Below are 12,169 nucleotides of genomic sequence, written 5' to 3' on the forward strand. Positions count from 1 at the left end.
GATGGCGCCGATCTCCCTGCCCGACGTGCTGGAGACCCACGCCGACGCCGCGATGTTCCTCCGGGCGCAGCGGTCGCGCGCCGCGCGATCCCGGACGCACGGCCTCGCGCAGCTCGCGCCGCTCGACGAGCGCCTCGAGGCGCACCTCGACGGCCTGCTCCTCGCGGCGGAGGGCGGCGATGACGCGGCCGGCGCGGCGCGCCGCGCGGGGGGCCGCTTCGTCGAGGCTTTCCTCGCGATCCGCCTGCGGAGCGCCCCGCTCCTCCGCGACGCCGCCGAGCGCGCCGGGCTCGGCCCTGGCGTGGCCGGCGGAGAGCGCGACGTCGTTGCGGCGCTCGGCTGGGCCCCCTGGTCCGACGCGGACGCGGTCACGGCCGAGCCCGCCGGCGGCCGCGCGGACGCGCCGCTGGCCCTGCTCCGGCTCCACGCCCAGCGCGCGCACCGGCGCGATCCCGGCGACGCGCTCCCGCGGGCGACCCTCGCAGGCGATCCCCGGCTGCGGGCCGCCGCGCTGCGCGCCGCGGGCGAGCTCTGCCGGCGCGACCTCACCGGCGCGCTGCGCGACGCGCTCGACGACCCGGACGCCGGGTGCCGCGCGTGGGCGGCGTGGTCGGGCGCCCTGCTCGGTGATCCGCGGTGCCGGCGCGCCCTCCCGGCGCTCGCGCGCGCGGGCGAGGCCGAGCTCGCGGAGCGCGCGCTCGAGCTCGCTGTCCGGGTGCTCCCGCCCGGCGAGGCCGAGGCGCTCATCCGCGAGATCGCCGCCGCGGGGGGCGAGCGGCGCGCGCTCGCGGCGGCGGCCGCGTGGGGCGACGCGCGCGCCGTGCCGTGGATCCTCGCGCTCGCGGACCGGCCCGACCTCGCGCGCCTCGCGGGCTGGGCCTTCTCGGCGATCACGGGCGTCGACGTGGCCAGGGGCGAGCTCGCCGCGGTGCCTCCGCCCGGCTTCCGGGCGGGCCCCACCGACGATCCGTGGGAGCGCGACGTCGGCATGGACCCGGACGCGCGGCTCGCGTGGCCCGACGCGGGGAAGCTCCGCGCCCGCTGGGCCGACCTCGCGGGGCGCTTCGACCAGGGGGCGCGGCACCGGCTCGGCCGGCCGATCGACCGCGCCGCGCTCCACGACGCGCTCTTCGACCCGGCGCACGCGGCGCGCGTCCCGCAGGCGCTCCGCGCGGGCGCGGCCCTCGACCTCGCCGCGCTGGAGCCTGGGCGCGCCCTGTTCGAGGTCCGCGGTCCATCCTTCCGCCAGGCGCGGGCGCTCCGCCCCGCCGGACGCCCCGACGAGGCCCCCCGTGTGGCAGCTCGTTAACCACACGCCGTACGCCGCGGAGCGCTGCTTCGCCCGCGACCGGCGCGGCGCCGAGGTGTGGCTGGTCGCGGTCAAGGGGACGTTCGCGATCCGCGACGACGGCACGACCGAGGTCGCCGACGCGCAGGAGCCGGTCGCCCTGGCGCCGCTCCACTTCGGCGACCCGGACCGGTCGAGCCTGCGCTACGACGCCGATCTCGTCCTGACGAAGCCGGGCACGGACGTCCTCGTCCACGGCCGCGCCCACGCGCCGAACGGCAAGCCCGCGGCGCGCGTCGAGGTGGGCTTGCGCTGCGGGCCGATCGCAAAGCGGCTCGTCGTCGTCGGCGATCGCACCTACCGCCGCGGTGTCCTCGGCGTCGTCCCGTCGGAGCCGGAGCCGTTCGTGGAGATGCCGATCCGCTACGAGCGCGCCTTCGGCGGCGCCGACCCCGAGACCTCGGCGCGCGAGCCGCGCAACCCGGCCGGCGTGGGCTTCGCGGAGCGCGCCCAGCGCCTCCTCGGGCGGCCGGCGCCGAACATCGAGGACCCCGGCGCGCCGATCTCGTCGGCGAAGGATCGCCCCACGCCCGCAGGCTTCGGCCCCCTCGCGCGCGGCTGGGCGCCGCGCCGCGCGCTCGCCGGCACCTTCGACCGCGCATGGGAGGAGGAGCGCATGCCGCTCCTGCCGGCCGACTTCGACGATCTCTTCTTCTTCGGGGCGCCCGCGGATCAGCGGGTCCCGGGCTTCCTGCGCGAGGGGACGCCGGTGGATCTGCTGCACCTCACCCCCGGCGGGCTGCTCCGGTTCCGGCTGCCGAGGACGAGGCCGTGCTTTCGCACGTCCTTCGGCCGGGAGGCGGCGGAGCACCGGGCCCGCCTGCACACGGTGATCATCGAGCCGGACGCGCGCCGCGTGATCCTCGTGTGGCACACGGCGCTGCCCTGCCACGGCAAGGAGCACCGCCTCGAGCACACCCGCATCTGGGAGAAGACGTATGTCTGATCGCGGCGGAGATCGCCGCGCGGAGGCGGCGCCGTGACCGTGACCGTGACCGCTGCGCCCCCGGCCGTGGCCGCGCCCGCCGCGCCGTCGGCCGTGATCCTCGGCTTCGGCGGCTGCACCGCGTCGGCCCCGTCGGCGGTCGGCTCCTGCGCCGCCGCGCGCGCCTCGGTGTCGCACTTCTCGCTCTGCGAGCACGCCCCCGTCGCCGGCCGGCACGCCTTCACGATCGCGGCCGCGCCCTACCTCCCGTCGTGGCGCCCCGCGGACGAGCCGCCCGTGACGGTCCGCCTCGCGGCGCTCGCCGCCCGCGCGCTCGACGAGGTGGCCGCGGGCCTGCCCGTGGCGCCGGGCGCCGCCGTGCCCGTGCTGCTCGGCGTCCCGTCCCCGCGCCCCGGCCTGCCCGACGACGCGGTCGCCGCCGTGAGCGCGCGCGTCGCCGCGGCGCTCGCCGCGAGGGGCGTGTCCGCGGCCGTCGAGCCGTTCCCGCTCGATCACGCCGCCGGCCTCGCGGCGCTCGCACACGCGGTCCAGCGGATCGAGGCGGGGGCGGCCGAGGTGTGCCTCGTGGGCGGCGTCGACTCGTACCTCGCCGCGAGCACGCTCGCCTGGCTCCACGAGCGGGAGCAGCTGAAATCCGAGCGCAATCGGTGGGGGCTCGTCGCCGGGGAGGGCGCGGGGTTCTGCGTGGTCGCGTCCCGGGCGCTCGCCGAGCAGCGGGCGATCGCCCCCGCCGCGGCCGTGCTCGCGGCCGCGACGGCGCGCGAGGAGGTCGCGCCGCGCGCCGAGACCCCGTCGCTCGGCGCGGGCCTGACCGCCGCGCTCCGGGCCGCGCTCGCGCCGCTCGGCGAGCGCGCGGTCGTCGACGAGGTCGTGTGCGACCTGAACGGCGAGCGGTGGCGCGGCGACGAGGCGGGCTTCTCGATCCCGCGCGTGGCCCGCCGCCTGGCCGAGCCGGGCCGCATCACCGCGCCCGCGCTCGCGTGGGGGGACGTCGGCGCGGCGTCCGGCCCGCTCTACCTCGCGCTGTCGGCGCACGCCGCCGCGCGCGGCGCCGCGCGGGGGCCCCGCGCCCTCGTGTGGACGAGCGCCGACGGCGGCGCGCGCTCCGCCGCGCTCCTCGAGCACCGCTGCGTCGGGAGGGAGTAACCATGCCGGTCACGATCAACGTCAACGGCCTCTCGCTCTGCCACCGCGGCAGCGACGGGATCTCCGTCGCGACCGCGCCGGACGTGTGCCTGACCCCGCCGGGCGTGCCCGTCCCGTACCCGAACATCGCTTATTCGGCGGACCTCGCGGGCGGGACCGGGACGGTGTTCGCGGACGGGGGCAACTCGATCGCGCACAGACCATCGATCTTCGCCACGAGCACGGGCGACGAGCCGGGCACGATGGGCGGCGTGGTGAGCGGCACCTTCATGAAGGAGGCCAGCTGGCTCACCTTCTCGGCCGACGTGAAGATCGAGGGGCACGCGGCCTGTCGGCTCACCGACAAGATGCTCCACAACCACGGCAACACGTTCAATTGCGCCGGGGAGCAGCAGCCGCCGGTCGGCGGCAACGCCGACTGCGCTGCCATGTGGAAGCAGGTGCGCAAGGAGGTGGACGACGTCCTGCGCCGGGGCGGGGACCGCAATCCGATCTTGCGCAACAAGCACATCACCGCGGCGTACGCGAAGATCTACAGAGAGCACCCCGAGCTCAAGTGGGCGGGCATGGGCGCCTTCGTCTCCAAGGAGGCCGGGTGCGGCATGAAAGAGGCCGTGGAGCTCTACAGGGACAACCTGGGGCTCGGCGAGGTCAAAGCCGGTATCAGGGAGGCGGCGAGGGCCGTGCTGCGCGGGCTCGCGGCCGGCAACAAGGCGATTTTCAGGGACATCTACCCGCAGTTCCTGTTCTACGCGAAGTACGGGAACGACGCGCTGCAGCGGTGCGCGGCCGCCGGCGGCATGACGCCAGAGATGAAGCAGGCGTTCAACCTGTTCGCGAAGGGCGACAAGGCGAGCATCGAGAAGGCGACCTTGCTGGTCGCGACCCAGGAGCAGGCGGTGACGCTCCAGAACGTCATGAAGAACGATCCCCTCTTCGTGAGCGCGCTCATCGGGAACAAGGTCGGAAACGACCTGGTCGTCGGTCGGCTGTTCGGCGCGAAGAACCCGGACGTATACCTGTCCGCGAGCTGCGGCGGCGGCCCCAAGGTGCCCTTCAATGGGAATATCATCGACGTGCAGGACCGTATCGACATGGCGATACGCGTCTCCCAGGCGTTCGACAAGCTCCAAGAGAAATGGCCGAAATGGATGAGCGTGGAGTTCTTGAAGCTGGAAGGCAAACAGGTCCTCACGTCGTCGCCGCCCAACTACCCCGTACCGCCGGTGGGGACCGTGCTGCCGTGAGAGGCTGGAGAGGATCGCGCGCATGAGCCCCGGTGAGCCCCCTACCGTCCGGTTCACCCTCGGCGAGGGCGTCGAAGCGCTCCTCGCCGAATCGAGCTACCCGTTTCCCCGCCTCGTCGAGCTCCACGCCATCGATCTCGTCGCTGTCACCGAGGTCGTCCGCTGCGTCCACGCGCGGGCGCCCGGCGGCTTCGACTTGCCTGAGGCGGCGCTCGTCGCGCTCCGCTTCGTGGCGGGCAAGCTGACGAGCGCGCGCATCTGCCCCCACGTCGGGCCGCTCTCGGACGCCGAGGCGGCGCGGGTGAGCGAGCAGGTCGCGGCCCTCGTGGGCCGGGCGGGCTGGAGGCGCGTGCCGGGCCTGGGCACGGCGGCGGGTGCGATCAGCGCGGAGCTCGCCGACCCCGACACGCCCATCGATGCCCTGATCCTCGTGGGCAAGTGGATCTACGGGGACGACGAGGTGCTGATCGAGGTAGAGCGGTCGGGATCGGCGGAAGTCCCGGGAGAGCCGACGCCCGCGCCGACGAGCCTCGTGCGGGTGCGCATCGAGAACGCCCCGCTCGTGGAGCGCGCGATCGCGGAGGTAGCGGACACCGGTAGCGAGATCATCTGGAGACGGCGAGCGGAGGAGGACGCGCCATGAGCCAGGCGAAGGCAGAGAAGGGTGGACCGCCGGCCGCGGCGGACGCCCCGGCGGATGAAGGCGAAGAGCTGCTCGAGCTCGTGCTCCTCCCGCCCCCCCGGGAACGCATCGAGGGCATCGTGATCGGCCGCGTGATCGAGGCCCTGGACGGCGTGCGCGTCGCCTTCCCGGGGACGCCCGAGGGGGTCGCGGCGCGCGCCCTCGCCGGGCCGAGCTCGCTGGTCCCGGGCGCCGAGGTCGCGCTCCTGTTCGAGGAGGGGGATCCGTCGCGCCCGGTGATCCTCGGCAGGATGGCGGAGGGGCTCGGCGCGGCGCGCTCCGCCGCTGCCGCGAGCCCGCCCGGCGCCACGGCAGCCACGCCGGGCGACGCCGCTGCGCCGGACGACGCCGCCGCGACGGGCGCGGCGGCCAGCCTGCAGGTCACCCGCGACGGGGAGCGGCTCGTCCTCACGGCCGAGCGCGAGATCGTCCTCCAGTGCGGCGAGGCCAGCATCACGCTCACGCGCGCCGGGAAGATCCTGCTGCGCGGCGCCTACGTATCGAGCCGCGCCACGGGCGTGAACCGGATCCAGGGCGGCTCGGTCGAGATCAACTGAGCTCCCGCCCAGCGCCGGCGGCGGCCGCCGCTCGCAGGCCTCCGCGCGCCCCGCCCGGAGCCTCGATCAACGCTCGCGCTCGGCCGTGATCGCCCGCCGCGACCGCGCCCCGAACGCTGGATCAGCCGCGCTCTTCGCGATCCACGCGCGGCGGATCCGCATGAGCGCGTCCGCGGGGAGCCGGAGCTCGCGCAGCGCCTCCGCCGCCGCCCCCCGCTCCGCGGCGACGACGAGCCGCGCGTGCTCCTCGACCGCGATGGCGCCCCGCACCGCTTCGAGCTGCGCCACGTACGCCGCGTCGTAGGCCGACAGCAGGTTCCGCTTGCCGCGCGCCCCTTCGGCCTCGATCTCGTCGAGCCAGCGCGCGTGGAGCCCTTGCCATGCCTCCTGCGACAGCCCCGCCGCCGAGAGGATCTCTTCCGCGGCGTCCGGCCGCCACGCGAGCTCGGCCGCGATCCTCGCGCACCGCTCGATCGGGTACGCGTCGCACGGCGGCAGCGGCGCCGCCGCGCCCGCGCACGGCAGGAGCGCCCCCTGCGACGCGCCGGTGGGCGCACCGGCCGCGCTCACCGCGACACCGTCGAGGGGGTCGTCGTCCGCGATGGCCTGGCGCGCGGCCGACCCCCCGGCCGGAGCCGCGACCACAGCGCCATCCGCCGGCTCCCAGCTCGGCTCACCGGCCGGAGCCGCCAGCGCGGCGCCGCTGGCCGGCTCCCAGCTCGGCTCACCGGCCGGAGCCGCCGCCGCGGCGCCGCTGGCCGGCTCCCAGCTCGGCTCACCGGCCGGAGCCGCCAGCGCGGCGCCGCTGGGCGGCTCCCAGCTCGGCGTCACGACGGCTGCCGCCGCGGCGCCGCTGGCCGGCGCGTCGTCTGCGGCCGACCGGAACGGCAAGGCCGCCTGCTGCCTGACGCTGGGCATCGCCGTCTCCGCGAAAGCGCCCAGCTCCGGAGCGATCCGGACGACGCCCGCCTGCTGCGGGTGATCGAGCGCGACGTGCCCGCGCCACATGAGCATCGCGGTCCCGCGATCCGCGTCGAGGATGAGCGTGTCGCACCGCATGCGCACGTCCTGCGACCAGCCGCTGTCCAACGTCGCGGTCGCGCGCGGCGCGGCCACCTGCAGGCTCGTCACGAGCCGCGCGAAACGGGGGTGGAGGTTCTCCAGCGCGATGCGCTCGTCGCCCGCGAGCTCCCGCAGCCGCTGATCCGGCGGCGCGGCGTTGAAGTAGGCAATGTCGAAATCGTCCGGGAGCGGCCGCTCGCTCCACCGCGCAGGATCCCACGTCGCCGCGTGGCGGTGCAGGAGGGCCGCGCGCCCGGGCCAGGTCGGCGCGATCGGCCCGAAGCCGACGGGAGGCACGTCGCGGTCGTGCGCGAGGGGCAACCCGACCGGGACGAGGTTCGGCAGCGCGACGCGGCCCCACGGGTCGGCGACCGCGCTCGATCCGGTTCGAACGCCGACGGGGTTCGCGGTGCCCGGCCCGCCCGCGGCGCGCTCCCAGCGGAGCGGCATCTCGACGAAACGCGTGGGGCCCGTGACCGTGCCGTCCGGCGTGAGGAAGCGGTCGCCGAACACCCAGAGCGCCTTGTCCACCTCGCCGACGGCGAGCCGCGCCACGAGCGACGTCACGGGAGCGCCCTCGGGCGCGCGCGCGTGGCCCACGAGGAGCACCTCTGGCCAGCGCTTCGCGGGGGCGAGCGCGCTCGCGACGACGATGCGCCCGAGCTCATCGACCGGCGCCTCGCCCGCGTCGCCGCCGCTGGCGTCGCTGGCGCCGAGGATCCGCGACACCCCCGGGACGAGCGCGAAGGTCGCCCTGCATACCACGGTGAGCGTCCATGCGTCGCTCCTCGGCCGCCAGAGCACGGAGCTCGCGCGGAACGGGTCGTAGGCGATCACGTCCATGGGGCGCAAAGGAGAAGGACCCGCGATCTTTTGCGCCGTCTCCTTCTCCGGTCAATCTCCAAAACCGGCAGCGCCGGACACCGGACGAGGCGAGGCGCCATCGACAGCGCAGCCTGAGAAAGCCGAGCAGCGCCCTCCAGCGTGCCGACCGGCCCCGCGCCGCGCGAAGCGCTCCCGCGCGCTGTCCGAAGCGGGTATCCTCGGGCGAGCGTGAACGGACAGCGCCGCGCGCCAGCTCCAGCTCCCCAGGTCCCGCTCCAGCGCGGCGCGCGGGCCGGAAACCGGCGCTCGGCGGCCTCCCGACGGCGCCCCGCGTTCCAGGAGAGAGCTCCATGACCAGCACCGTTGACAAGAGCGACGTGTTCCTCATCCCGATGCCCGGCAAGCGCGTGGCGCGCATCCCGGTCGCGGTCCTCGAGCGTTACCTCGACGAGGCCACGCGCGTCGTGCACGACCCCGCCGAGCCGGAGAGCGACGTCACAGCCCACGGGATGTCCGTCGACCCCGCGACGGGCGCGAGCGTCTGGCACACCGAGTGGGAGCTCGGCCCTTGCGACTACACCGACGAGAGCGGGTTCCCGCAGAGCGCCTACGCCTGGCACCGCCACCCGCTCGGGACCGAGTACACCGAGATCTACCAGAAGTGAGCGCGCCCCGGCCGGCCGTGCCCCGCTCCTGCCCGCGCGCACTTCGCGCTCCACGCGCGCTCCACGCGAAAGCTCGCCCGCGCGGCCTGCGGCGCCCACGCCTGCCGGGCGCGCCGCTCCTCGCGGCGGCCGCCGGCGCGCTCCTCCTCGCCTCGCTCGCCCCGGCCTGCATCGAGCGCGGCTATCCCCTCGCCGGGAGCGGGCAGGTCGAGCTCCGCGCCGACGTCGCCGGGCCGCTGTTCGCCGCCGACACGCTCGACGAGGCGGGCAAGCCGGTGCTGCCCCGCCAGAGCCCCTGGCGGACCGCGGTCTCGCTCAAGCTCACCGAGGCGAACGAGCCGGCGTACGGCGGCTACGTCGAGGTCCGCGCCGTCCCGAGCGAGGCGCTCGCGCTGCACCCCGTGGAACGCGACCAGGAAGCCGGGGCCTCGTGCGGCGTGAAGGACGGCGCGTTCCGCTGCACCGCCGGAACCCAGGGCTACGCCCGCTTCACGGCCGCCTCGGAGGGCGACTGGTCCGGCGAGGCGCGGCTCGTCGTCTCGTGGGCCGACCGCACCGAGGAGCTCCCGATCACGATCCTCCCCGCGGGCTTGCCGGAGGACGCCGCCAACTTCGCGCTCATCGCGGGAGGCCTCGGCGACAGCGACCGGGTGCTCGCGACCTACGTCCCCCTCATGTGCACGATCGGCCCCCTTCCGGACGATCTCGGCGCCACCTGGCGGCCGGGCGCGATCCGGGCGCGCGAGGCGCGCGTCCGCGCGTCGCCTCCCCTGAACGCGCCGGGCGTCGTCGAGCACGCGCCCGTGATCATCGAGTCGCTGCACAGCGAGGCCGCCCTCTCGCTCACCCCCGATTGCCTCGAGCGGACCTCGCGCCTGCGCGTGCTGCTCGGCGCGACCGGGGAGAGCCCGCCCTTCATCCTGTGCTTCAGCGACCTCGGCGGCGAGGTGAAGATCGCCGTGAGCTCGGGGCAGAAGGCGCTCGACCCGATCCCCTCGCTCACCGTCGACCCCGAGCCGCGCCTGCTCCGCGTGCGCGCCCTCCGGAGCGTCGTCGCCGCGGGGACGCCCGGCGATCTCTTCGAGGTGAGCGCCTACAACGCCGAGCGCGTGCGCATCGCCGTCCCCGTCGACCTCACCGTCGGCGACGACCAGGTGATCGCGCTCGGCGGGGCGTCGGTGACCCTGCGCGGCGAGGACAGCGAGGCGACGATCATCCAGGGCGTCGCTGTCGCGCCGGGGACGACGACGCTCCGTGTGACGCCCCGCCTGCTCGCGAGCCCCGAGTGCTCGTCCGAGCCCGTCACCGTCACGCCGGAGCAAAAGCCGGAAGAGGACGCCGAAGAGGACACCGAAACGGAGACTGAGCCGGAGCCCGAGCCGGGCGCCGGAGGGGGAGGCTCGCCGTGAGCGCACGCAGATCCGCCACGTTCCTGTCGGCCGTGGCGCTCGCGCTCGCGATCGCCGCGCCCGCCACCGCGCCGGCGCAGGACGATCCCGAGACGGACACCGGGGAGACCGGAGAGGAGACGCCGGAGCCGGCCACCACCCTGAGGCGCCCGACCGACGCGGGGCCGATGGCCGTCCCCGCCGACTTCGGCGGCAGCCTGCAGGTCGTGCGCGCGCCGGCGGGCACGGCCAGCGCCGCGTCGTCGGCCGGCGGGCCCGAGATCTTCCCGGACGCGCGCCGCGTCTGGATGAGCGTCCGCGACACCGATCCGGTCCCGATCGAGGCCGCGCGCCGCGGCGGCCGCTGGCTGTGCAGCGGCGGCGGCTGCGCCGCGCAGACCGGCGACCCCGGGCAGAGCCCGATCGGCGACCAGATGCTGCGCTCGATCAAGCTCCAGACCCCGACGCTTCCCCTGCCGCTCACGGTGTGGGGGCGGCTCACCGAGGACGGCCAGCGCCTGCTCGATTTCGACCCGGTGCTGCTCGGCCGCCGCTCGTACCGGCACGTCTGCGCCTACCGCCCGGTCGCCGACGCCCCGCGGTCTCCCGTGGGCGCGCCCGCCGCGCCGGCGCCGCTATCGCCGCTATCGCCCGATCGCGTGGACGTCTGCCGCGACGGCCGGCCCGAGCCGCCGCCGGCCGACGCGGGCGAGCTCACGCTGGGCATGCAGTGGCCGAAGCAGTCGGAGATGGCCGATTTCCACTACCTCGCCATCGTCGACAGCTGCGGCAACGCCCGTGTGCAGCCGTTCCAGCGCACGTTCACTGTGCCGGTCCTCGAGGTCGCCTCGGGCGGCTGCGGGCGCCCCGATGGCAAGGTCCTCCGCGTCTTCCCGGGCGGCGGCTGGCTCCGGGTCACCGCCTTCAACCTCCACGCGCCCGCGGCGGCCAACGTCGTCAACGCGACGTACCGGGTCACCGTCCCGCCGCTCGAGAACCTCGTCGAGTCGAACCCCGCGCGGCTCCTCTTCCCCGATCCGCTCGCCGACGACCTGAAGGTCGACTGCGGCCCCACGCCGATCGCGCCCCGCGCCGACGCCGGGAGCCTCCCGCCGCCCGGGAGCGCCCGTCCGCCCGGGCCGCGTGGGGCGTCCCCTGCCCCGCCGGCGGGCCGGGGACCTGCGCGCGCGAATGGACAGCTCCAGGGCGGCGCAGGCGCCGGCCAGCGGCCTCCGACGGCGGCGCAGGCCGGTCCGACGGCGCAGGCCGGCGCGGCGAAGCAGGCCCCGCCTCCGGCGAAGGCCCAGCCGCCAGCCGGGCTGCCGCCTCCTCGCCGGGCGCCCGACGTCGATCCATCGCGCCCCGGGCCGCAGCCGCTCGCGCACGGCGCGGTCGTCATCTCGCCGGCGCCGCTCCGGCTGGGCAACTGCCGGATCCGGCTGACGGGCCAGGCCAAGCACCGGCTCGTGGCGCCGCTCGCGCTCCACGTCTCGCTGACGCGCACCGATCAGATGCGGAGCGGCACGCCGATCGAGCTCCTCCAGAACGGCACGTGGATCGTCACGCCGAGCAGCGCGGAGTTCCCGCTCCCGCCGCTCGCCGAGGACTTCGACGGGGACGCGCGGCTCCGGCTGGCCGTCTACAGCGATCCGCTGAGCCCGCAGGGCAAGGTGGTGCTCGTCTCCGACGCGGGCCGCGTCGCGAGCTCGCTGCGCTCGAGCGAGCCCGGCGAGCCGGAGCGCGCCCGGCGCCTCGTGGGATCGGTGGCGATCCACTCGGTCCCGCTGTGCGGCGAGGACAACTTCCAGACGCTCGAGGCCGCGGGGACCTGCTTCCGCGCGTACCTCACCGTCCCGGCGATGCTGGCGACGCTGCAGGTCACCCGCGCGCCGTGGGTGGAGAAGCCCCTCGTCACGCGCAGCGTGCTCAGCGCCGTCGGCGTCGCGCTCGCGATCGACCGCTACGACCCGGTGGAGCGCCGGGCCTTCCCGATCGCGGCGCAGCTCGGCGGCTTCGTGCAGACGCTCGGCGAGGGGCGGGTCGGCCTCCTCGGCTACGTCGGCGTCGCCCCGACGATCCCCATCCTCGGCTCGGGCGGCAACACCACGTCGTTCGGCTTCCTGGCGGGGCTCGGGCTGGAGTACATCACCAACGAGGCCGGGCCCGACGAGGGGCTCAAGCCCGCCGCGTTCGTGTCCGCGGTCGTGCAGGTGGGCCAGGCCGCCCCGCAGGTCTCCACGAGCGGCCGGGCGAGCTTCGGCACCTACGCCGGCGACTGAGCCGCCGCGGCGCGGGGCGCGCGG

Annotated in this window: 10 protein-coding genes; 9 read left to right on the plus strand and 1 reads right to left on the minus strand. The window is 76.1% G+C overall.

All coding sequences use genetic code 11. The features are described 5' to 3' along the window. Position 1 precedes the first annotated feature (1 nt). From WMF44_RS28170 to WMF44_RS28195, 6 genes are read left to right on the plus strand one after another with little or no spacing between them, the layout of a single operon-like run. Complete coding sequence (locus WMF44_RS28170) at positions 2–1,309, plus strand: TIGR02270 family protein (RefSeq protein ID WP_437293134.1); 1,308 nt, start codon at positions 2–4, stop codon at positions 1,307–1,309. Next, a complete protein-coding gene (locus WMF44_RS28175) occupies positions 1,293–2,294 on the plus strand; it encodes a DUF2169 family type VI secretion system accessory protein (RefSeq protein ID WP_437293135.1) in 1,002 nt (333 codons plus the stop codon). The genes WMF44_RS28170 and WMF44_RS28175 overlap by 17 nt, the downstream gene beginning before the upstream one ends. A 33-nt stretch (positions 2,295–2,327) precedes the next feature. Next, on the plus strand, positions 2,328–3,440 hold the full coding sequence (locus WMF44_RS28180; RefSeq protein ID WP_437293136.1) for a beta-ketoacyl synthase N-terminal-like domain-containing protein: 1,113 nt from the start codon (positions 2,328–2,330) through the stop codon (positions 3,438–3,440). Between the two features lie 2 nt (positions 3,441–3,442). Next, complete coding sequence (locus WMF44_RS28185) at positions 3,443–4,687, plus strand: DUF4150 domain-containing protein (protein WP_437293137.1); 1,245 nt, start codon at positions 3,443–3,445, stop codon at positions 4,685–4,687. Positions 4,688–4,709: 22 nt separating this feature from the next. Further along, a complete protein-coding gene (locus WMF44_RS28190) occupies positions 4,710–5,330 on the plus strand; it encodes a hypothetical protein (protein ID WP_437293138.1) in 621 nt (206 codons plus the stop codon). After that, positions 5,327–5,926, plus strand: a complete 600-nt coding sequence (locus tag WMF44_RS28195) for a DUF6484 domain-containing protein (protein WP_437293139.1) — start codon at positions 5,327–5,329, stop codon at positions 5,924–5,926. The genes WMF44_RS28190 and WMF44_RS28195 overlap by 4 nt, the downstream gene beginning before the upstream one ends. A gap of 66 nt (positions 5,927–5,992) precedes the next feature. Here WMF44_RS28195 and WMF44_RS28200 read toward each other — a convergent pair whose 3' ends face one another. Further along, the gene (locus WMF44_RS28200; protein WP_437293140.1) at positions 5,993–7,831 is read right to left on the minus strand and encodes a DUF2169 family type VI secretion system accessory protein; all 1,839 of its coding nucleotides are present in this window, start codon (positions 7,829–7,831) and stop codon (positions 5,993–5,995) included. Positions 7,832–8,163: 332 nt separating this feature from the next. Here WMF44_RS28200 and WMF44_RS28205 point away from each other — a divergent pair, with 332 nt between their 5' ends. The 3 genes from WMF44_RS28205 to WMF44_RS28215 are packed head-to-tail and all read left to right on the plus strand — an operon-like array spanning position 8,164 to position 12,145. After that, positions 8,164–8,478: a hypothetical protein gene (locus tag WMF44_RS28205; RefSeq protein ID WP_012237857.1), complete on the plus strand. Its 315-nt coding sequence runs from the start codon at positions 8,164–8,166 to the stop codon at positions 8,476–8,478. Further along, the gene (locus WMF44_RS28210; protein WP_437293141.1) at positions 8,475–9,887 is read left to right on the plus strand and encodes a hypothetical protein; all 1,413 of its coding nucleotides are present in this window, start codon (positions 8,475–8,477) and stop codon (positions 9,885–9,887) included. Before WMF44_RS28205 ends, WMF44_RS28210 begins: the two co-directional genes overlap by 4 nt. After that, entirely contained in the window at positions 9,884–12,145 is a 2,262-nt protein-coding gene (locus WMF44_RS28215; protein WP_437293142.1) for a hypothetical protein, read from the plus strand. Before WMF44_RS28210 ends, WMF44_RS28215 begins: the two co-directional genes overlap by 4 nt. Positions 12,146–12,169 lie beyond the last annotated feature (24 nt).

Source organism: Sorangium sp. So ce426 (genome assembly GCF_051475585.1).
In the GTDB taxonomy this organism is placed as follows: domain Bacteria; phylum Myxococcota_A; class Polyangia; order Polyangiales; family Polyangiaceae; genus Sorangium; species Sorangium cellulosum_B.

Coding starts and splice junctions, on each gene's coding strand:
- WMF44_RS28190 (WP_437293138.1), top strand. CDS start 4,710: ATGAGCCCCGGTGAGCCCCCTACCGTCCGGTTCACCCTCGGCGAGGGC.
- WMF44_RS28195 (WP_437293139.1), top strand. CDS start 5,327: ATGAGCCAGGCGAAGGCAGAGAAGGGTGGACCGCCGGCCGCGGCGGAC.
- WMF44_RS28170 (WP_437293134.1), top strand. CDS start 2: ATGGCGCCGATCTCCCTGCCCGACGTGCTGGAGACCCACGCCGACGCC.
- WMF44_RS28200 (WP_437293140.1), bottom strand. CDS start 7,831: ATGGACGTGATCGCCTACGACCCGTTCCGCGCGAGCTCCGTGCTCTGG.
- WMF44_RS28185 (WP_437293137.1), top strand. CDS start 3,443: ATGCCGGTCACGATCAACGTCAACGGCCTCTCGCTCTGCCACCGCGGC.
- WMF44_RS28205 (WP_012237857.1), top strand. CDS start 8,164: ATGACCAGCACCGTTGACAAGAGCGACGTGTTCCTCATCCCGATGCCC.